21 protein-coding genes are annotated in these 20,379 nt (G+C 31.1%); 9 read left to right on the top strand and 12 right to left on the bottom strand.

What is annotated here, in order from left to right:
- Nucleotides 1-1,402, top strand: a 1,402-nt coding sequence (locus ACXLDF_RS07600) for a hypothetical protein (protein ID WP_457557907.1), incomplete at its 5' end; no start/stop codon positions are given.
- 79 nt (nt 1,403-1,481) lie between these two features.
- On the opposite strand, the gene ACXLDF_RS07595 is transcribed toward ACXLDF_RS07600, so the two are convergent.
- From ACXLDF_RS07595 to ACXLDF_RS07580, 4 genes are all read right to left on the bottom strand, one after another.
- Nucleotides 1,482-2,234: a hypothetical protein gene (locus tag ACXLDF_RS07595; RefSeq protein WP_457557906.1), complete on the bottom strand. Its 753-nt coding sequence runs from the start codon at nt 2,232-2,234 to the stop codon at nt 1,482-1,484.
- Between the two features lie 9 nt (nt 2,235-2,243).
- Nucleotides 2,244-3,113, bottom strand: coding sequence for a hypothetical protein (locus ACXLDF_RS07590; RefSeq protein ID WP_457557905.1), 870 nt, complete (start codon nt 3,111-3,113; stop codon nt 2,244-2,246).
- Between the two features lie 241 nt (nt 3,114-3,354).
- Nucleotides 3,355-4,638: a hypothetical protein gene (locus tag ACXLDF_RS07585; RefSeq protein ID WP_457557904.1), complete on the bottom strand. Its 1,284-nt coding sequence runs from the start codon at nt 4,636-4,638 to the stop codon at nt 3,355-3,357.
- Nucleotides 4,639-4,896: 258 nt separating this feature from the next.
- Nucleotides 4,897-6,276, bottom strand: a complete 1,380-nt coding sequence (locus ACXLDF_RS07580) for an aminotransferase class I/II-fold pyridoxal phosphate-dependent enzyme (RefSeq protein WP_457557903.1) — start codon at nt 6,274-6,276, stop codon at nt 4,897-4,899.
- A gap of 29 nt (nt 6,277-6,305) precedes the next feature.
- Here ACXLDF_RS07580 and ACXLDF_RS07575 point away from each other — a divergent pair, with 29 nt between their 5' ends.
- Genes ACXLDF_RS07575 through ACXLDF_RS07565 form a run of 3 tightly spaced genes read left to right on the top strand, consistent with a single transcriptional unit; the run spans nt 6,306 to nt 7,510 of the window.
- On the top strand, nt 6,306-6,512 hold the full coding sequence (locus ACXLDF_RS07575) for a hypothetical protein (RefSeq protein ID WP_457557902.1): 207 nt from the start codon (nt 6,306-6,308) through the stop codon (nt 6,510-6,512).
- Nucleotides 6,496-6,993 carry an FAS1-like dehydratase domain-containing protein gene (locus tag ACXLDF_RS07570; protein WP_457557901.1) on the top strand — a complete coding sequence of 166 codons (498 nt, stop codon included), beginning with the start codon at nt 6,496-6,498 and terminating at the stop codon, nt 6,991-6,993. The genes ACXLDF_RS07575 and ACXLDF_RS07570 overlap by 17 nt, the downstream gene beginning before the upstream one ends.
- Nucleotide 6,994: 1 nt before the next feature.
- The gene (locus ACXLDF_RS07565; protein WP_457557900.1) at nt 6,995-7,510 is read left to right on the top strand and encodes a MaoC/PaaZ C-terminal domain-containing protein; all 516 of its coding nucleotides are present in this window, start codon (nt 6,995-6,997) and stop codon (nt 7,508-7,510) included.
- A gap of 115 nt (nt 7,511-7,625) precedes the next feature.
- Here the strand turns inward: ACXLDF_RS07565 and ACXLDF_RS07560 are convergent, their stop codons facing one another.
- Nucleotides 7,626-8,792, bottom strand: a complete 1,167-nt coding sequence (locus ACXLDF_RS07560; RefSeq protein ID WP_457557899.1) for a hypothetical protein — start codon at nt 8,790-8,792, stop codon at nt 7,626-7,628.
- A 189-nt stretch (nt 8,793-8,981) separates the two neighbouring features.
- Between ACXLDF_RS07560 and gap the strand changes: the two genes are divergently transcribed.
- Both gap and ACXLDF_RS07550 read left to right on the top strand, forming a co-directional pair.
- Nucleotides 8,982-9,983, top strand: coding sequence for a type I glyceraldehyde-3-phosphate dehydrogenase (gene gap, locus ACXLDF_RS07555; RefSeq protein ID WP_457557898.1), 1,002 nt, complete (start codon nt 8,982-8,984; stop codon nt 9,981-9,983).
- A gap of 224 nt (nt 9,984-10,207) precedes the next feature.
- The gene (locus tag ACXLDF_RS07550) at nt 10,208-10,630 is read left to right on the top strand and encodes a hypothetical protein (protein WP_457557897.1); all 423 of its coding nucleotides are present in this window, start codon (nt 10,208-10,210) and stop codon (nt 10,628-10,630) included.
- Between the two features lie 134 nt (nt 10,631-10,764).
- Here ACXLDF_RS07550 and ACXLDF_RS07545 read toward each other — a convergent pair whose 3' ends face one another.
- On the bottom strand, nt 10,765-11,376 hold the full coding sequence (locus tag ACXLDF_RS07545; RefSeq protein ID WP_457557896.1) for a methyltransferase family protein: 612 nt from the start codon (nt 11,374-11,376) through the stop codon (nt 10,765-10,767).
- A gap of 157 nt (nt 11,377-11,533) precedes the next feature.
- Between ACXLDF_RS07545 and ACXLDF_RS07540 the strand changes: the two genes are divergently transcribed.
- Nucleotides 11,534-12,754: a phosphoglycerate kinase gene (locus tag ACXLDF_RS07540; RefSeq protein ID WP_457557895.1), complete on the top strand. Its 1,221-nt coding sequence runs from the start codon at nt 11,534-11,536 to the stop codon at nt 12,752-12,754.
- 327 nt (nt 12,755-13,081) lie between these two features.
- On the opposite strand, the gene ACXLDF_RS07535 is transcribed toward ACXLDF_RS07540, so the two are convergent.
- The 4 genes from ACXLDF_RS07535 to ACXLDF_RS07520 form a co-directional block, all read right to left on the bottom strand.
- A complete protein-coding gene (locus tag ACXLDF_RS07535) occupies nt 13,082-14,377 on the bottom strand; it encodes an ATP-binding protein (RefSeq protein WP_457557894.1) in 1,296 nt (431 codons plus the stop codon).
- Between the two features lie 417 nt (nt 14,378-14,794).
- A complete protein-coding gene (locus tag ACXLDF_RS07530) occupies nt 14,795-15,763 on the bottom strand; it encodes a hypothetical protein (protein WP_457557893.1) in 969 nt (322 codons plus the stop codon).
- Between the two features lie 551 nt (nt 15,764-16,314).
- Nucleotides 16,315-16,512, bottom strand: a complete 198-nt coding sequence (locus ACXLDF_RS07525) for a hypothetical protein (RefSeq protein ID WP_457557892.1) — start codon at nt 16,510-16,512, stop codon at nt 16,315-16,317.
- 214 nt (nt 16,513-16,726) lie between these two features.
- Nucleotides 16,727-16,990 carry a hypothetical protein gene (locus tag ACXLDF_RS07520; protein ID WP_457557891.1) on the bottom strand — a complete coding sequence of 88 codons (264 nt, stop codon included), beginning with the start codon at nt 16,988-16,990 and terminating at the stop codon, nt 16,727-16,729.
- Between the two features lie 392 nt (nt 16,991-17,382).
- Here ACXLDF_RS07520 and ACXLDF_RS07515 point away from each other — a divergent pair, with 392 nt between their 5' ends.
- Entirely contained in the window at nt 17,383-17,610 is a 228-nt protein-coding gene (locus ACXLDF_RS07515) for a NifU family protein (RefSeq protein ID WP_457557890.1), read from the top strand.
- Between the two features lie 167 nt (nt 17,611-17,777).
- On the opposite strand, the gene ACXLDF_RS07510 is transcribed toward ACXLDF_RS07515, so the two are convergent.
- Both ACXLDF_RS07510 and ACXLDF_RS07505 read right to left on the bottom strand, forming a co-directional pair.
- Nucleotides 17,778-18,572 (bottom strand): class I SAM-dependent methyltransferase, encoded by a 795-nt coding sequence (locus tag ACXLDF_RS07510; protein ID WP_457557889.1) that lies wholly within the window; start codon nt 18,570-18,572, stop codon nt 17,778-17,780.
- A gap of 38 nt (nt 18,573-18,610) precedes the next feature.
- A complete protein-coding gene (locus tag ACXLDF_RS07505; protein WP_457557888.1) occupies nt 18,611-19,696 on the bottom strand; it encodes a hypothetical protein in 1,086 nt (361 codons plus the stop codon).
- 177 nt (nt 19,697-19,873) lie between these two features.
- Between ACXLDF_RS07505 and ACXLDF_RS07500 the strand changes: the two genes are divergently transcribed.
- Nucleotides 19,874-20,374 carry a hypothetical protein gene (locus ACXLDF_RS07500; protein ID WP_457557887.1) on the top strand — a complete coding sequence of 167 codons (501 nt, stop codon included), beginning with the start codon at nt 19,874-19,876 and terminating at the stop codon, nt 20,372-20,374.
- Nucleotides 20,375-20,379 lie beyond the last annotated feature (5 nt).

Below are 20,379 nucleotides of genomic sequence, written 5' to 3'. Positions count from 1 at the left end.
TATTCAAAAGTCTGAGAAAAAAAAATATGAACGTCTTCTTTCTGTCGATATAGTTAGGGGAATTGCAATTTTTGGAGTCCTCTTCATTCACCCAATGATTTTTGGTACATGGTACACAGAAACTTTGGCTTTAGAAATTGTTCCTATATATGTTATTGTAATATTTGCACCAATTATCTTAATGGGAACATGGGGTGGTGGTTTTCCTCTGATTTCTGCAATTGTTAATACTTATAATATATTTCATAGATTAGAAAACGGACATTCTTATCATGAAGCTGTAAAACCTGTATTAATTAATTCAACATTCATTCTTCTATTATCACCGATAAAAAACCTACTTTTCAGCAGGTCGTGGACAAATTCTTATCAAGAAGGAATGAATTATTCAATTTTAAGTAGATTGATGGAAGAAGGAGAACTTGCTTGGCCTGGGCCTGAAAAAATATTTCAAATTGGATCTTTGCCATCAATTGCAATTAGTGGTTATATTACGGTATTATTTCTTTGGATTCTTTTCAAAAACCGGGGCCGTAAAAAAGTAAAACGAAATGTGTTAATCTTAACACTTATCGGGATGTTATTGACATTTATTTCAAATCCACTAAACGAATTATTAAATCCAATTATTATTGATTTATTTTTAAAGGGCGGAATAAGTAGATTTTTTGCATTTATTCTTCGTTGGTTTTTTGGAGCACAATTATCTTATTTTCCTGTAGGAATTTATGGTATTTTTGGAATAGCTGCAGGAATATTGATTTCAGTTAAAGCCCCTATAAAAACAATTAAGAGATATGGTTATGGATTAGGATTTTTCTATTTGATCGCATTTGTGATAAGTACAATAATCACAACAAATAAAGCACTTACTGAGGGAAAAAATCCTATTTTTGTTATCTTAGATTATGAAATTTATCCACGTGAATTATTATTCTTCAGTTTGGGATGTATGCTTATTCTTTTTGTTTTTTTGGTCAAGCGTTATGAATATATCCCACAAGAAATAAAAGCGAAAAGGGCAAAAAATATGCTCTTTTTCAGAAGATTTGGAGTTGCTACACTTACTTTTTATGTTTTGGAACCAATATTTAACAACACTTTCGCGCTACTTTTTCATACAATTTTCGGGCCTCGAGAAGGTTTTGGGATCCAAGATCCATTTATGACTAATTTTTGGGCAATATTATTATATGTATTCACATTTGAGACATTCTGGATCGTATTTTCATATTTTTGGTCAAAAACAGGTTATAAATACGGAGTAGAATATTGGATCATGAAAATTTCAAATCGTTTCAGAAAAACTAAGTCAACTAGATTGCAGCTTTATGATTATCAAGCCATAAAAGAAAAAATACTTGAAAATGACAAACGAATTCATAAATCAGAGATAAAGTGATAAAGTAAAAACAGGAATTAAAAAAAAAAAGCAAGAATAATTAAAATTATTGTAATACATTAATTATACTTCTTTTTATTTAAATTACAGTTAAAAACGGACGCAAAAGAACGATTACTAAGATTAATACAACAATTAAGGGAATTAAAATTAGAACAATTCGAAGCTGTTGGCGCCAACCCCATCGATTTATTCCTTTTAAGATTTTCTCAATATTGCGTTGACGTTTTCGACTTACTCGCTCCCATCTATTCTGAGCTTGATTCAAATTAGAGTGGAATTTATCCCGCTTTTCTGCTTTCTTTTGATATAATGCACTTTTCATAGCGATAAAATTCTCATTCAGCTTTTCATTGGCAGCTTCAAATTCTTGTAATTCTTGTTGGAATTTTGCTTCTAAACGTTCTTCCCGCCTTTTAATTCGTTCAAGTCTTCTTTGTTGAGCCACTTTTTTCTGCTTTCGTAAACGTTCTAATCTTTTTAGATGATTTTGTCGAAATTCATCTTCAATTTGTTGGAGGGTTTTTTCGGTGTTTAATATAAAATCTTGCCATCTACGTGCGATTTTCATTGGAAGCGGTAATATTTTCTCAAGTTTTGCCTTTTCTTCAGGAGATATGGAGTTATAATCATCATCTTTGCAGACTTGAGTTTTACTATTGTAATTATCATTATTATTATTATTCTTATTATTCTTTCTATCATTTAAAGAAGAATTTGGATATACTGGATTCTTATTTGAAGAAAAGAATTCATCAACTTCATTTTCAAGTTTATGCAAATCTTTTACAATTTCTCGAGTTTTTCGTCTTCTTTTTTGCTGGGCAACCATAATTATCACCTATATTGAACCTAAAGGAATAAATATCTCAGTATTTGAAATTAAATCAAAAAGATTTACTCCAAGAGCTTTGAATATATAGAAAATTGCCATAAGGATAAGAAATATACCAACAATCCAGGCTAACAAGCTAATATAACCTTGCCACCATAATCGGTTCGAAAACTTAACGAAACGTTCAGTTTGTCGACGTTGACGGCGAATAAACCTTTCCCAATTTTGTTGGCGTATTTGTTGAGTTTCTGAAATATATTCTTTATGCATTTGTACAGCCATTTGACGGCGAGCTTTACGAGCAGCTCGGCGTTTAATTCGCAAAGCACGGCGATGTTCTCTTATTTTTTGCTGTAATTCACGATTTTCCTGTAAAATTGCTTCATTTTGAAGGCGTGTTTCTTGTAATGTTTTTTTCTCGATCTGTCGAACTTGTTGCCGCTTTTTTCGCCGATCTTGTTCTATTTCTTTTAATTTCTGCCTAAATTCTTCTTGTTGATGTTCAAAGAAGGCTTTAATTCGCCGCCGGTCTCGTTTTTGGCGTAGTATTAGGCGTTTATGACGACGTTCAAAAATTTTTTTATTTTTAACTCGTTTTGCTAAACGTTTTTCTTCTTGTAAAAATCTTTCTTCTTGCGCTTGTTCTAAAGAATTTTGAGTTTTTTGAGAAAATTGAAGCCATGCATCATTCATTTCATTTTCAGATGAAATTATTTGAGAAGATTCAAGCGGCTGCGTTGAATCTTGGGATTGAGACTTAGTATTTTTGAAAAATTGAATATTTAAATTTTTAAAAGGATTAATAGCATTTACAAATTCTTCGAAATCTTGACCTATTTTTTCAAAATCAATTATTTTTTTTCTTTCTTCCGACATTTTTCCATCCACATTTTCTATTTTATGTATAATTGGCTTCTTCTTTCTACAGAATTGCATATTTCGTACAGAAATACTTAACAATTTTGGAAATCGATTTTAATAATATAAAGATCGGTCTTATTTTCAAGATAGATTTGCAATAATTTATGATTTGTGAATTATTATATAGCTCCAAATTTCGGATTTTTAAGTAATGATTTTTGAATTCATGTAACTTTTATTAATATTGCACTAATTATTATAGAGTCATTATAATTTGATTTTGTGCTTTTAGCATATCTTCTAAGATTAGATTCATTGCATCTCTTATATCTGTTGAAGAAGTAGGAATACTACGCTTAGCATTTACACTTGCTAACAATATTTCACTTAATCCCCGAATAATCATATCAGGAGAATACCAAGGGCGTTTTGATGCCCACCATTGTTGACATGAATGAATTCCACGATCCAAGAAGTTGCGAGCATTATCAAATAGCATCTGTTGTTCTTTATTCATAGAACTAATATATTTTTGCGCAAGATGGACGGTGGTGAGAGCATACATAATGAACCGATGTTGTTCTTGATGAAGCTTGTTATTTGGATCAAACCATAATGGAAATGGAACTTTCCGTTCAAGATCGTATGGCATAGTACTCCAACTGGATGCGCGTGGAGTTTGTTTAGCGCCAACTGGAAATTTCTGAATGATCTCAGAGACGGTTAACAATTTTATATCATCACGATGTGGTAACGAATCAAACAAAGGATTAAGGAAATTTTTGATAGCATGCTTCACATGATGACCAAAAGTTTCTCCATCCATTGCTAAAATTACATAATAATCATGATCTTGATTTTTATATTTTAATCGTTGTGCAAAGGCTTCTACGGTATTAACTTTGTCAAATGCACAATCTATTGAAATTAAATCATCCCGAAAGATTAATTTTAATCCTGTTTTTTCATGTTCTGAAATAAAAGTTGAAGGAAATTCATTAAGAATATTTGCTATTCCTGAACTAATTACCCATTCAAATCCAGATTTCTTTATTGCTGGAAAAATTTCTTCACTTATTGCCATTTCTGGGGGAAAAAATCCTTTAGGTTGATAAACTGAGCCGAAATATTGTCGATTTGTTTTTGAATTAAGTTGAATTTGACGAATGACCTCAGGTTCAGGAATAAGCGGTAATAAAGGATGGAATTTCCCAGATCCTGTAAAATCGATTTGACCACGAGAAGCCATTGCTGCGATACCTTCAATAATATCTTTAAAACCATAATCATCCAATTGTTCAGTTAAGGTTGCATTGATATTCAACGTGATTTTCGCTTCAGGGTGTTCTCTTAAAGCATCTAAAATTGGTCGATAGGATTCTTTTACAATTTGTTTAATTACAGGAGCAATTTGCACCGGTGGCTGATAAATATGTAATAAAAAGGCAAAAAACACTGTCATGATTATCGACTCTTGATATATATGAGAATTTGTTCTATTAATATTTTGTAATTCAACAAAAATTTTTTTTTTACACATTGTTTGATTCTTTTTTTCTAACTATAAAGAATATTTAGAATAATAATAATATGGTTTCCTATGAAGTTAGTTGCTTAAATTGAAGTGTAGATTAGTTTTGAGTATACAACCAAAATAGATTTATATGAAATAGAGCGAAGAAAAGAGAATAGAGAGAAATCAAACTTTTCTAGCTCTGAAAAAGAAATAAGTAAAATCAAAAAAGAAAAGTGCATAGCAAAAAATAATTGAAAATTTGAAAATTTGAAAATTCTCTCATCAAGATAGAATTGGAAAAAAATCATTCATCGCTTGAAAAATTCGTTTAAAACATTCTTCAATTTGGTTTGCAGCTACTGAACAGAAAGCAAATCTGATGCCATTAACATTTTCTTCCAGATTTTCATTAGGAAATGTTCCAACTTTATATTTTACAACAAGATGATCAGCAAATGTTGTAGCAGAAACTCCATTTAAATTTAAAAATACGAAAAATCCCCCTGATGCTGGATCAATACTAATATTTGGATGAGAATGTGCATTAAACGCTCTAATCGTTTCTTCATAGCGAACTTTCAATAATTCATGGATCTTATTTTGATCTTCAAGGAGCTTTACAAACCCATCGTTCAAGTATTCCACTAATATTTCTTGAATAAAATGATTTGAATTACTTATTGTGGAGCGAATCATTCCTTGAAGCTTATTTTCCCATTCCTTTCGAAAAGCAGGCACTTCTTCAGGTTTGATCCAAGAAGAATGCATTCCTAAAGTAATACATGCAATTCTTCCACCATACATTAACATTTCCTTTGAAGCACCATCTAACTTTAATGGAATTAAAAGGGGATGACGATTTACTAGCATGTAGAATAAAGAATTTGAAATAACTGTATTATTAAAAACAAATCCTTCATAGGCATCATCACATAAGACTACAATCGGTTTTTGGAGCCGTTCACAAGCATCTAAAAGAGCTTCAATAATTTTGCGCGCTTCTATCGTTGTTGGGCAATATCCTGTAGGGTTGTTTGGAAAGTTAAGTATCACTACAATTTTATCCTGTGTTTTTGCACATTCTTCAATAGATTCAATCATTCCGTTTAAATTAAACTTGTTTTCTTTAAAAAAATCAAATAATGATAATTTTAGACCGTTTTGATATTTTAATACCGCATCATAATTTCCCCACCGCTTGTTAGGACATACAATAGATTCTCCTGGATTTAAAAACATACGACTTGTGAGAAAAATAGCATTTGTTATCCCGTTGCAAATTTGAGGTTTTGTAATCAAATCATGAAGTAATATTGGCGGATACGGCATGTTTCTAGCCATTTCACCTTTTTTAATAATCCAAGCTTCCCATAGATTCCTAAATGCAGAAACTCCTGCAACAGGAGCATAGGATGCAACGCGCTCAGGTTCAATATTCAGATATTTCTGTAATCCAGGCATTGAATAAACAATTTTCTTATCACGACCAGTGGGAATCATATCAGTTTCAATACCGAAAGCACTACCTATAGTTGCGTTATATTCTCCTTCTGTTTTGGCACGATTAGCCCAATAAAAAATTCCATTTGGATGGAAAATTCGTTTTCCAACATCAGAAAAACTTTCAAAGACAGGGGTTTGTTCTAAAAGCGGAAAATTCATGATTATCAACAATGTAACCCATTAATGAAATGCCACATTTAAACTCATTTACAAGTGAACGTTTATTCAAGTGTACATATTTAATTCAACCCGCAAATATCCCATATGAATATCCATTCTTACAAATTTCTGAATTTAATGGATTTTTGGAAATTGCGATAATAACATTTATAAAAGTTCTTCGAGAAATGTGGATCACTCATAGGGAGTGTTATTCAATTGACCGAAAGAAATGAAGAATATTTTAAACAATTCATTGGCTATGAATTCGGACCAGACAAATACAGAGTTAAAGGTAAGAATTTATCTGCCTATAGTGCCGCGATCGGAGATAAAAATCCAAAATTCTACGTGGAAAAGCCAGAGGGTGATGAAAAACCAGATTATTCTCACATCGTTGCTCATCCCGCCTATGCTGCCACTTATACCATTCCTGGCTTGTTAATGCAATTAGCCGAAGTGAAGGATAAAGAAGGAAACAAACTAGTTAAAAACATTGGAAAATTGCTCCATACCTCGCAGGAATATAATTACGACGGGTGTGATCCCTTAACACCTGCAGATAGAAAGGTGTTCACCGTGGGAAAAATAGTAAATCTATTTATAAAAAACGAAAAACTGTGGGTTGAATTGCTGTTCACCTCCACCAATGCCGATAAAACAAAAACATTTTGCCGCACAACCATAAAAGGGTTGTTGCGAAAGGGAGGTTTTTAAAATGGTTGAAGTAGGAATGCATGTTTTAAAAACGGATGGACCTGTCACGAGAGAAATGATCTTAAAATATGCGAAAGCATCTGGAGATCACAATCCCATTCACGTCAATGACGAATTTGCCGAAAAAGTAGGACTAAACGGCGTGATCGCACATGGAATGCTTTCATTCGGATTCGGAGCACATCATTTAAACGATTTCGCTGAAGAAGTAAAAGGACAATTGATTAACCTAGGATGCGAAATGAGGGGGATGGTAAGACCAGGAGATTATATTCTGACGCACATCACCGTTAAAGCAATAAATGATAATATTTTGGAAATTGAGATGATTCAGAACTCTAAAATGCCATTAAAACTGGAGAAAGCAGGGGAACAAATCGAGACTTATGAGGGTTTGGAACGCGGCTGGGTCAGTGAAAAGGAAAAAGATCTGATTAAGACCGAAGAGACGGAAAATGGAACGCTGACATATCGGGAAGCGTTAGTTAACAAAGGTTGGGCAAAAATTCGAGTATAGAAAAAAAGATGATTTTTCAAAATGAAGGAGGTATTAATTTTATCCTTCTTTTTTATTTTCTTTTTATATTTTTGGTGTTTTAATTAATTACGTAAATAATGACTGATACGATGCTTTATTTAAAATAACCTATTGGGTTATTTGCATAATCCCATATAAAATAAGCGAATAATAAAATAAAGAAACTCGCAACTGTAATACCATAAGTTTTCAACCAAGATTTCAATTTATTTTTGGAAGAAGAAAGAATTCTTAACTTTTTAGATATTTGGGGGAAATCATGCAAAATTTGTTTTTCATGAGTGGATTTCAGAGGTTCAAAAGATATTTTTTTTAACGATTCATGTTTTTTAGATATCTTATTCTGAATCAAATTGAAAACAAGAACCAAAATCCAGATTATGAATGAAAATTTTAACGTCACCACTTGTGGCCAAAAATAAAACTCATAATCTACATATATCCCTGCCATATACCACATTTTAGTAATCCATCCTCCAAATATTGGTAAACTGTTTAAAAGAAATAAAATCGCCTGTCTAGCCGGGATGGAAGAATGTTTTTCTTCCAACAAGAAATAAGAGAAATAATTTAAAACCCCAAATATACTGATGAAAAGAGTATAGAAACTCCAGATATACAAATCTCGGAAAAATCCGCTAAGGGTTATTTCTCCGTATATAAAATCAAAAAGCCATAACAAGCCTAAACCAAAGAAATTTATTCCTAGAATCATCCAATTTATATAATTCCCCATTATTTTCTTTTTCGAAATAACTTTCTGTTTTTCTTTATTCATAGTAGTTCTGGTTTTTTTGGCCCAAAGTATTCCTAAACTAACCAAATTTGCCAAAAAGATTAAAATAAATACCGTATTATTTTCGCTGAACAGATTCCTTTGCCATTTTCCCAAGAAAGATTCATTAGGAATAGACTTACCCCAAATTGGTTTAATAAAAAGCCACCAGAGACGCCAAAAATTCGGATATTCTCCATCTACTGCTGGAACGGACATTTGTAGATAATTATATAAAGCAAGCATTTCGTCTGTAAAAAAAAGGAGTGAATTTCTCAATCGAATTGGTCCTTGATAAGTAATGAAAATATAAATACTGAGGATAAGCGTAAAGCTCACATAACATATACTGATGCCTAAAAGCCACTTCCCCGTCTCATATACCCATTTCAGCAATCTATTTGAATTATTTTGAATATCTTTCATTTTATTTCGTCCTTTTGATTTAACAAGAGCTTTTTCCCTGTCTATTACTGAGGTTTTCAAAAGCGTATTTAGTATTTAAATTTTGTAGAGATAGTACAGAAAAACGAATATATAAATATATAGGGTTTACTCATTGGAACATTCATGGCTGATTTATCACCTTAAATGATCCAAAACCTTAAACCTAAAGTCGTATTAACGAACTTGATGTATTTTTTCAGTAATATAGTAAAATGAGGTTTGTTTAACATGGTAAAAAAAGTAGGAATCAATGGATTCGGGCGAATTGGGCGGTTATTTTTCCGATTGGCATGGAATAATCCCGAAATTGAGATTGTAGCTATCAATGATTTAACTGATACAAAAACCACCGCAACGCTATTGAAATACGATACAGTACACGGAAAGTTTCACGGAACAATTGAAGCAAAACCCAATTCTATAGTAGTTGATGGAAAGGAAGTACCTGTATACGCAGAACGTGATCCACTGAATATCCCATGGGAAAAGCACGGGGTTGAAATTGTTTATGAATCTACAGGTGTATTTCGCAAACGGGATGGTTATTCAAAACATTTAAAGCATGAAGGTGTTCGTGTTGTTTTAGTGAGCGCACCTGCTGATAAAGAGATTAACTGCACAATAGTCTACGGAGTGAATAATGACTCTTATAAGAAAGGAGAACACAATGCTGTAAGTGCTGCATCATGCACCACAAATTGTTTAGCTCCCGTAGTAAAAGTACTGCATGATAATTGGGGAGTAAAACGTGGAACCATGACTACTGTCCATGCCTATACTAATGATCAACGCACTTTAGATTTTCCTCACAAAGATTTACGTCGTGCTCGCACAGCAGCCGCAAACATCATCCCAACTTCAACAGGTGCAGCTAAAGCGATAGGTTTGGTTATTCCGGAGTTAAACGGTAAATTAGATGGAATTGCAATTCGTGTTCCCGTTCCAGACGGTTCTTTAGTTGATTTAACAGTCGAATTAGAAAAACCAGCTACTGTGGAAGAGATCAATACAGCTATGAAGGTAGCGGCCGAAGGTGAATTAAAGGGAATTTTAGGTTATACCGAAGATCCTATTGTTTCTTCAGATATCATTGGAATTAAGGAAGGATCATTGTTTGATGCAGGAATGACAAAAGTTATGAATGGAACATTTGTGAAAATTCTTTCTTGGTATGATAATGAAGCTTCCTTTACTAATCAGACAATTCGATTAATTACTAAATTGCTTTAAAGAAGATTGCTATTACCCAATATAGGAATCATACTATTAACAATTCCCTTTTTTTCTCTTATTTTTATTAATGAATTTTCTTTATTATAAAGAATAAATAGGAAAAACAAGGCGATTAAGTATTAATTTGTCAAAATAAAGAAAAGTCTTCTTAATCTTATATGTTAAATAATCGTGTGATGATATTATATTGTAGAAGAGAATATCATGAGATGATATAATTTATGATAATACTTGAAGAAATTTGGTTTATTAATGATTATGGAATTTGTCTTTTTAATTATTCAATAGATAAAAAGATGGACCCTGAATTGTTCAGTCCAATATTTACAGCAATTAACCAATTTGGGCAAAAAGCCGTGAAAAACTCAATTAATGAAATCTCAATGGGAAAAAATTATCTTTTGAGTTTAGATATTCCCGATTATAACTTAAAATTAGTTGGAAGAACTAGTCAAACTAAAAACCGGGAAATAATGGAAAAAATGTTAAATGAAATCGCGGATAAATTTAAAAATCATTTTTCTGTTGAAGAAATTGCGCGTTATAAAGGACAGGTTGACCAATTTACTCCCTTTTCCCAATTTATCACAGCATATTTCGATCAACAAGAACAACTCATTCAAAACTTCAAATCTATTCTCTAATTTGATTTTAGTATATTATCAATTCTAATTTTTTCATTTATTCTTAATCTGTTTCTTAAATCTATTTTTGAATATATTCTCGTGTTTACTCTTTAGTGCGAAAAAGTTTAGAATAGATTCCTTCATCATTTATTCTATTTGTTCCCATTTTTTTGGAAAATGCTTAGTTTTGGAAAAAGACAGCCTGTGGAATGTTGGTATTCAACATATTTTTCTCCAAAACGACGTACCAAATCTGCTTCTTCAATTTTAATCATAATAGGAGTGTAAACAACAATAAAAATCAATGAAATCAAAGTAGCAGTCCATGAATTAGTCATTAGCCCCATAATTACCCACATTGGGAATTCTCCAACAGTTTGTGGATGTCGAATATATTTATAAATACCAGAATACAGTGGAGTATCTTCAGATGGAATCATTGTTTCTTTCCCTGCAGCTTTCATTCCAAAACTAAAAATAATGCCAAATGGAATTAGTAATAAAGCCCCAAACAATATTGCATGCCATAATTTTGGAAAGATCGGAAAAAATAAATCAGGAATTGGGAAAACAACCCACAATATTAAATTTATTAAAACAACTGTTTCAAATATTGAAGCAATAATTCGATAGGTTGCACACCGTTTCCATGCCTTCTTTCCTATTTTTTGGCTGAGTTTTACAGGGGATAAGCTAAGCGAGTAAAAAATTGCAAATAAAATTAAATTTATATTTAATATTATGAAATTTATAATTTCAAGCATGTTAGCACTTCGATTGTTTTTATAGATAATTCAAACTTATTCGTACAATTATTGTTATAATCTCCTTTTTGATTAATAAAAAAATTATGATTGCCTTTAAATTCAACAAAAATTCTAATTATTACTATGTTTTACTAATTATTGAGGTGTGAATGCTATGCCAGAAATAAAATTCACAAAAATCACCGATATGGATATCAAGAATAAAAAAATATTGGTTCGCGTCGACATCAACTCTAGTATTGATTTAGAAAAGCACGAAATTCGAAGTGATCCACGAATCAAAGCAATCTTGCCTACTTTAGAAGCGCTTAAAGAAGCAGCTGTAGTTTTAATCGCTCACCAAAGCCGATTTGGAAAACCGGATTGTATTGATTTAGATCTCCACGCACAACGATTAAATGAATATCTTGGCGGAAGAGTAAAATTTGTGCGAGATTTATTTGGAGATGAAGCAATTGCAGCCATTAAAGTACTGCAACCGGGTGAAGTTTTATTATTAAATAATGTTAGACTCTGGAAAACCGAAACAGAAGTTAAAAGTATTGAAGAAGCTGAACAAACGGAACTTATCACCAAATTATCACCACTTTTTGATTATTTTGTCAATGATGCATTTGGAGCTGCTCATCGAGCCCACGTTTCTTTAATTGGTTGGCCAACAATTTGTGCGGGACCAACAGTAGAACGAGAATTGAAAATGGTACAGAAACTGTTTAAACCGGAAAAACCTTCTGTATGGTTAGTTGGGGGGGCAAAAGCCTGGGATAAATTTCAAGCACTTTCATTCAACTTAGAGAATGGAAGCATTGATAAAGCATTAGTTTGTGGTTTAACTGCGATTCTTATCTTAGAAGCTAAAGGAATTTCAATGGGGGATGCAAATAAAAAATTTATTGCAGATGATTTAGAAGCCCATAGAGATGAAATTCGTGCAGTCTATGAAAAATATATTGATGCTATTGAATTACCTCTCGATTTAGCATATGAAGAAAATGGAATTCGAAAAGAAGCACCTACTGAAGAAGCAGGCGCATTGAATGTATCAACAGGAGATATCGGTCAAAAAACCATTGAAAAATATAAAACAATTCTTAAAGAGGCTAAAACAATTGTTGCTAATGGTCCACCTGGCATTTTTGAAAATGAAAATTTTAAACAATCATCATTTGAAATCGTAGAAGCTATGGCGGCAGCAGCCGATGCTGGAGCATTTGTGGCAATTGGTGGAGGAGATATGGGTGCTGTTGCAGAAATGTCGGGATATGGAGATAAGATCACAATTTCTACAGGTGGCGGAGCATTACTTAAAATTTTAAGTGGGAAAGATTTACCCTTATTACAAGTACTTCGAAATAAAATGCCAAATAAAGAATAAATGTTGAAATATAATGCTTAGCTAAATTCCAAAATAATTTTGGATACATAATCAAAAAATGCACTTATTTTTTTTTCTTAAGTTCTTGCGATTATACAAAGTTCTAAAAAATCAATGAATGCATCGATCTCGTCCATTTTTTCATTGGAACTTAAAATTTAGTATTCAAATTCATGTCTTTTTTGGAAAAAATACGAAAAATCATTAAATCTTGATTGTAAATTCCTTTTCTTTATTAATAGTTATAACAAAAAAAAAATTTAATTTCTTCAACCATTCATACATTTTTAATTAAAACTAATCTACACTTATCAACAATTGTCAAGATTAATCAATATTAAGCAACCATTTCCACAACGGTATATATTTAATTGTCTTTTCTTTCTTTTTAACTGTGTGCTCTTCATCCCACGTAATAAGAAGTAGATTGTCGCATTTTAATTCTTGATTTGCTTTTAAAAGCCCTTTTTCTTCGCGGTTTCGGGTCTTTACTGAATTAATTTTATAACAAACTTGAATAAGTTGAATTATCTTTGTTTCTGATTTAATGACGAAATCCACTTCATATTGTTCAGGAGATTTCCAATAGTATATCTCAAAAGGAACTTCATTCATAATTGATCGTTGCTTTAATTCTAAAAAGACTAAATTCTCAATTTGACGTGTGATATTATTCTCTGTCCGGAATCCAATTTTTGCATTAAGACCTAAATCAACAGAATATATTTTTCGTGGAGATTTGTGTTGAGTTTTATAACGTCGGCTGTAAATAGGAAGACTAAAGAAAAGATATGCCTTTTCCAAGTAATCTAAGTAAGTTGCGACTAAATTCTTGTTCATTTCCAATGAACCAGCCAATCTAGAATATGTATAATAACTTGCAGGAGTTGATAGAAAATAATAAGCCAATTTTTCTAAATCGTTCGGTTTATGAATTCGATAACGATGAACAATGTCTTTCATCAAAATTGAGCTAAATAAATCACGTAAATAGCGCGGAGAATCTTGATATTTGAAAATTTCAGGAAATCCTCCTGAAATAAGATAATTCTCCAAATGATTTTTAATAGAACCAATTTGCTCATCAGTATAACCATGAAAATTAAATTGTTTTAAAGTTAAATACTCACGAAAACTAAAAGGAAAAAGGTCATAACGAAGAAATCGGCCGGTTAAGTGAGTACTTAATTCTGAACTTAATAAAGTTGAATTACTTCCTGTGATTAAGACAGTGTAATTACGACGGAGAAGCCTATTCACAAATAATTCCCATTTTTGCTGATTTTGCGGTTCATCAAGTAAAATAGTTGAGATTTTTCCATAAACATTGTGAACTGCTGTCAAAATTTCTTGAAATCCGTCAGATTTCAAATCTCCAAAGCGTTCATCATCGAAATTTATATATCCATATTTAATTTTTTTATCAGAAACATTAATGTTATCAGAAGTACAAGATTGAAGGAGTTGATGAGCATATGTGCTTTTCCCCGATCGACGCACTCCCATAATAATAATTGCTATTCCTTTTTCTATTGGTACTTGAAGTTGTCTTGGAATAATTCTGTTGTTTGAGAATAACTCTTGAATTTCCCTTTGCTGATCTCGAAGAATTTTTTCAAACAATATGAAAACCTAATGATTTTAAGTAAATTCAATTATTTAAATTTTGGCTAATTAACTGACTAAAAATTTTAAATTATGGCCAATATAATAACTAAAATTTTAAAATTCTAGTTGATATTCTGACAATAATTTAAAAAAACTAGCTGAGAATAATTCAGTTATTTGAATTTTTTTTAATAAAAGACAAATCTACAGCAAATTTTATTTATCTTAAACAAATTCTAATTTTTGCGCCAATATTTTCGACAATTATCCAAAATATCCAATTACTTTTAAGTCGACATTTTTAAGCCTTTAAATCTGGTCAAGAATTTCACATTTCCATCATTCTTCTTTGAATTATTTTGAATATTTCTCATTTTAATTCTTCTTTCATTTTTACATAGGCTTTTCCTAATTTTTCGAGTAATCTTAATTTTAAAATTCTGATATATTAAAGGGTTCATTTTTCTCTTTATTAAGATTTTTATAAGCTTTCAAAAGAATTATTACAGCAATTATTGAGACGATACCTTGTTGGAGAAAATCAGAAAGAAAAGGGAATAAAATAAGCATAGGTGTTATAATACCAAAGCTTAGAACTAATTTTTGCTTTTGTTCCCATACCTTATTTCTGCCTCTAACAAGAATAACAATCAATAAAGGTGTCAATGCGAGTAGAATAAAGGAGAATAACCATGGAACATTTATTGTTGGAAAAATATAAGAAGAAAATGCCCAAAGGAAAAATCCAATAATTCCAGAAAAGTATAACCAAATTAAAGATGTTTGTAAAGGTTGTGAAGTGGAAGATTTTAGAGATGGTAATTTTAAAGCAATAATAAAGAGAACAACTGTTAGAAGTACAGTTAAAAGATAGGGTATTAATGGTGGATTATATTTATTTATTAAATAAAACATTATTAAACTTAAGAAATATAAAATAACTACAATTATTTTCCATTTTTTTGATTCGATTATAGGACGATCTCTATATTCTGGGAAAAAAATATCTAAAATCGTAAGTGGAACCCAGATGCTCATTACAACATGATAAATAGTTACACTTATAGCCCACACCAAGTTGATCCCCCAAACCCGACCGTAAACATTTAGTGGATCGATTCCAAAATCAGGGTTGAAGAAAGATCTTAAACTTAGTCCTTCTTCTAATATACCATATATAGCACCTAAGATGATAACACTCAATGTCGAAAGATTTTTTGATACTCTTATTTCATGAATTATCAGCAATCCTATGCCATATAAACAAATTAAGGGAATTAAAATCCATGGTAAAATCATTTTAAATAATGGAGTTGTCATTGAGACTGCTTCCCCAAAAAACGGTCCCATTAGAAGTACTGTAATAATAACTCTAGCTTTTCTGCTTTTAATTAATTTCATAGAGCCAATATTAAATTACCAATTTTTAAATTTACCTATCTTAATTTAAGAATTTTCAATAAAATAAAGAATCCTACATTTTCCACCACCATCGAGATATTTCAATTAATTTTTACGAATTTATAGGTTGATTGTATGTGAAAATTCACCCACCAACCAATTACGATATTCTTGGAATGTCATTCGATGTTTTGAGTAAATTTGTTCTCGTTCGATTTACCAGAAATTAAAAAGCAAATATTTACCAATTTCTGTGAACAAGCAAGTTGCATCATTAATTGAATGCTAAATTGCCTTATGCACATCAACATCGCGAAATGCGGTGTCGATCTGCCATCTCATTTTGTAATGTCGCTTGATGGTATATATGAATGATTTAGAATGATAATGAAGTTAAGTAGTAATGAGTAATGCATATTATTGCTTAGAAGCCGCTTTCAAAAATATTTTTTCTTGACGATTATTCATTTTAATCGAATTAATCGATTGATTTTCACGAGCATACAGAAGGACCTAACAACGCATCAATTTGTGATTTTGACCTTTTTTTATCATCGTACCAAGTTCATACTGCTGAATTCGACCTTTTTATTCGGTAGATAATCCTTTTTACAAATTTTAAGTTGTTTGTAATTTTTTGTAGGAGTAATAACTTCAATATTTCGTTGTTTGAAAGATTTAAAAATATTGTGTCGATAATATTCCTGATCAACTACATAAACTTTGATATTTAAACCTAATTTAATCAATCAGCCCATAATTTTAATCATGAAAAAAATTTTTGATTCTCTTTTTGCTACATGATGGCACTCGACATAAATTGATTTTTTTGGCCAGGAATCATCATTCATGGTATTGTCGTATTTGTCTGGTTCCCTTAACCATTTTATTACTCTAATCATCGAATCTGCGCGTTTTCATCAATAAGCCAGATATATTAAATCAAATTCAAAAATATAAGAATTAAAAATTAAAAATAGAATTTGAAAGAAAAATACGCCGAATCATCTTTTCAAAGATAATTTGATAATTTTCCTCGATTTTCAGCAATGTTGGCTTACGTAACCAATCATTAATCGTCGTTTGATGCGGAAAAGCTCTTGAAAACCGTCCGTCACTATATTTTTGGGGTTTGAAATCTAAAAATTTATATGACCACAGGTTCAATTTTTTACAAGCATGGTGGATTGAAACTCCACGAATCCAAGAATAACATAAAATGGCCAAAATATTTTTTAGACACCATTTCTTGCTTTGACGAGTGATTGATAGATTATATGCCTTTTGAATAGAATTCGCGAGATTTTTGAAAATTGAAATCTTATTATTTTTTGGATAATATGCGCCGAATCGGGAAACTTAGTGCGTGATTTGGGGCATTTTGTTCACAATTTATCCAAAATATCCATTTAATTTATTCTTGCTTATGCAATTACTAGATGGTGCAATTAATTTTGAAGAGCATTTTTTTGTTGAATACTTGAGAATTGTTTTAGATAATTTTTATAGCAGAATACCTTATTCACCATAAGGATTAGATTCAATTAATTTGCCGTGATTCTATTCTTACACTTAATTTAATTCTATTTACTGAATTAATTTTGTGGAGATCGATTCAAATGTCATGGAAAGATAATGTTACTCTGGTAATCAATCAATTACGCCCTAGTTTACAAGCAGATGGGGGAGATGTAGAAGTTTTAGATATTTCCGATGATGGAATTGTGAAAGTGGAATTACAAGGTCACTGTCGTGGATGTCCATATTCACAAATGACTTTAAAAAATGGGATAGAGCAAATTTTAAAGGAAAAAATTCCAGAAGTTAAAGAAGTCATAAATGTATGAACTTAATTCTTTTTTATTTTTCACTAATTATATCAAATAATTAATTCTATCACATAGCTAATGCGAACTTGATAATAAATTTAGATTAAGAAATATTTGCATAACTTTAAGGAAGTTCTTATTCTCTAATAAGGCAATACTTTCCGAAAATCTAAACTTCACGGTAATTACGTGATGGACGGTTTTTTTGCGACAATTAAGAATCGATGTGCAGCCACTTTAAATTCTCCCTGCTTTTCAATGATTTGGTGAACTTGTTTTAAGGAAGTATAGTACTTTTCAACAGAAAAATCTGGAATCTGCCAAGGTACTGCTTTTAAATAATAAACCAAAGCCCCAATTTCCTTATAATGCATAAAGGGAAATTCTTCTAATTGCAAGTCAATAGAAAAACCCGTATCTATTAATTCTTTCACTGCATAATCAAGTGTCCAAAATTCCATATCAAAACCAACTGTACTTCCTAATGCACGATTTAAATCTAATTCATTTTTACCACCCACTTGCTGAGTAATAAAAAATGCTCCAGGCTTCAAGATTCGATAAATTTCTTGAGCATTATAACTTTCATGTCGATTAATTATCAGATCAAAATAATTATCTTGATATGGAAGATGAGAATCATCCTTAATAAAAGATACTTCAATCCCCAAAGGAATTAAACGGGATCGGGCAATTTTGATATTATTTTCGAATCCTTCGGTAGCTTTTGTATTTGGAGGAAGATTTGGATGTAAAGAAGAAAGAAATTCACCTCCACCTGTTCCCATATCAAGCATCGAATGAGTTTGGGAAAAATAGGAAGTAATGATACTCTGATAATCCCACGAGAGAGGATCTTCAATTATTTTTTCTTTTAACTCAGAAAAATCCCATCCGATAAATTCGCGCTCATATTCAGCCTGTAAATATCGAAATAATGGTTCTTTTTCAAGTGCCAATTTTTTAGTGATAAAAGTCATATTAAATTAATCTCTAATGAATTCTGTCTTTTCTCTAATTATTTTTTTAAAATTTGATTTTTAATCTTCTCAAATATACCATCCCCTCTTGAAAAGGGACAAACTTTAATACAAATGCTACAACCTTGCATTTTATTAAATTGAGGATGACATTTAATTGGATCCAAACAGCGGGATAATTTTCCTATAGTTTCTATATTAGTTTTATATACAAATTTTGTTTCTTGAATTGCATCAGGTGGGCAGTATTTTTGGCATAATTTACAAATCCTACAATATTTTTCAATCCAAGAATGTTCAGTCGAATCTGTAAATGCAAATACAGGATGTTCAATATAGATGGGAGCAATACGTTGGCGTTGTCCGAATTCAGGAGTGATCAGAAGTCCGTTCATTCCTTGCCATCCTAGTCCTGCTTTTGCAGCTAATGGTACATATGAAACTAACCCACCAAGAGGATGATTTGGTTGACAGCGAATACCGTGTTTTCGCAACCATTTAGCAATATCCAATACAGCTTTACCTAAGTGATTATAAACACGAATTGTTTCAAATCCTGCTTTAGCACGTGGAGCTGTATCAATTCGATCTTTTTGCATTTCTTCGATTAAAACTAAAGCATATGGAAAAAGAATATGGCGCCCTTTAATGATTATATCACGCGGAACTTTAGTAAATCCTATTCGATGAATTCTCCATTTATTTTTGGCATATGAGAGTAGTTTCTGCCATAAATTATCGTAATCATATTGAGGATCTTGTTTTTTTTGTTTATTAATTGAATTTATGGAATTATTTGCTTTCAGTGTCTGAAATTGCTTATATACACCATATGCAGTACCAATTATTTGAGGAATGGTTATTATTTGAGACCATAGATCATTCCAGCCGAATTTATCTGTCATATTCTTCATGATGTTCAAATATTTAATACGATCTAATGGATTATTCAGTAACAAATTTCGTATTTTTAAAAATCCGAATTCAGGAGAATCTTCGCAAGATTTGATAACATTGGGCATATCTCGGGTTTTTTCTAAGAAGTTATGAGTTATTGGATTTGCTGCAGGTAAGCGCAGGGATTTTATTGTTTTTTCCAGTTTTTTCAAACCAAAATCTGACATAAGCAATTATTTATTTTAAGCGGAAATAATATATAGTCTTTAGCTCTGCGATATAATCATCTTTAATTTTATAATTTAGTAATTGAAATTTCTTATAACTTTAATTTTTTTTCTCAGTGCTACTTATTATTTTACATCCATAATAATATCTGAATTATTTATCTATTCATACTTACAATGAACGAGCAATCTCGACAACAATTTAAGATGATTGTAGTTGCAACTGAAAATGGACTCCCATTAGTGTCTGTAAAAATAGATAAAGATTTAAAAGAAGAATATCTCACACCATTTTTTTCATCAATTCATCAATATTCAGATCTGGGTGGTCTACAGAGCCATCAAACAAATGTGACTATTAATGATTATGAAATTGTGATAAATCGAAAAGATGGATTAATGTTAATTGGTGTTTTTGACAAGGATATGAAAAAACTCTCAATTATGCAAGATAATATGTATAAAATTCTTACATTATTTAAAAAAATGTATAAAGAAGAACTTGAAGCGATCCAAGAGAATAAACCAGTAGACATGAAAATTTTTAAGAAATTTGAATTTTTGATTGAAAACGCGATACAAACATACATTCAACAACTAAAGGAAGATGAAAAAAATCACGATAAAGGAATATTTGCTAAACTTGTCAGTTTATTTAAAAAAAAGCCAGAAGAATAATTTTC

The organism is Candidatus Harpocratesius sp. (assembly GCF_054039255.1).
The sequence above is the reverse complement of the archived record's forward strand: the minus strand, read 5'-3'. Positions and strand labels throughout refer to the sequence as shown.

Bases quoted from the DNA above. Each gene is read 5' to 3' on its own strand.
- ACXLDF_RS07595 (WP_457557906.1), bottom strand. From the start codon at position 2,234: ATGGTTGCCCAGCAAAAAAGAAGACGAAAAACTCGAGAAATTGTAAAA.
- ACXLDF_RS07590 (WP_457557905.1), bottom strand. From the start codon at position 3,113: ATGTCGGAAGAAAGAAAAAAAATAATTGATTTTGAAAAAATAGGTCAA.
- ACXLDF_RS07585 (WP_457557904.1), bottom strand. From the start codon at position 4,638: ATGTGTAAAAAAAAAATTTTTGTTGAATTACAAAATATTAATAGAACA.
- ACXLDF_RS07580 (WP_457557903.1), bottom strand. From the start codon at position 6,276: ATGAATTTTCCGCTTTTAGAACAAACCCCTGTCTTTGAAAGTTTTTCT.
- ACXLDF_RS07575 (WP_457557902.1), top strand. From the start codon at position 6,306: ATGCCACATTTAAACTCATTTACAAGTGAACGTTTATTCAAGTGTACA.
- ACXLDF_RS07565 (WP_457557900.1), top strand. From the start codon at position 6,995: ATGGTTGAAGTAGGAATGCATGTTTTAAAAACGGATGGACCTGTCACG.
- gap (WP_457557898.1), top strand. From the start codon at position 8,982: ATGGTAAAAAAAGTAGGAATCAATGGATTCGGGCGAATTGGGCGGTTA.
- ACXLDF_RS07550 (WP_457557897.1), top strand. From the start codon at position 10,208: ATGATAATACTTGAAGAAATTTGGTTTATTAATGATTATGGAATTTGT.
- ACXLDF_RS07545 (WP_457557896.1), bottom strand. From the start codon at position 11,376: ATGCTTGAAATTATAAATTTCATAATATTAAATATAAATTTAATTTTA.
- ACXLDF_RS07540 (WP_457557895.1), top strand. From the start codon at position 11,534: ATGCCAGAAATAAAATTCACAAAAATCACCGATATGGATATCAAGAAT.
- ACXLDF_RS07530 (WP_457557893.1), bottom strand. From the start codon at position 15,763: ATGAAATTAATTAAAAGCAGAAAAGCTAGAGTTATTATTACAGTACTT.
- ACXLDF_RS07515 (WP_457557890.1), top strand. From the start codon at position 17,383: ATGTCATGGAAAGATAATGTTACTCTGGTAATCAATCAATTACGCCCT.
- ACXLDF_RS07510 (WP_457557889.1), bottom strand. From the start codon at position 18,572: ATGACTTTTATCACTAAAAAATTGGCACTTGAAAAAGAACCATTATTT.
- ACXLDF_RS07505 (WP_457557888.1), bottom strand. From the start codon at position 19,696: ATGTCAGATTTTGGTTTGAAAAAACTGGAAAAAACAATAAAATCCCTG.
- ACXLDF_RS07500 (WP_457557887.1), top strand. From the start codon at position 19,874: ATGAACGAGCAATCTCGACAACAATTTAAGATGATTGTAGTTGCAACT.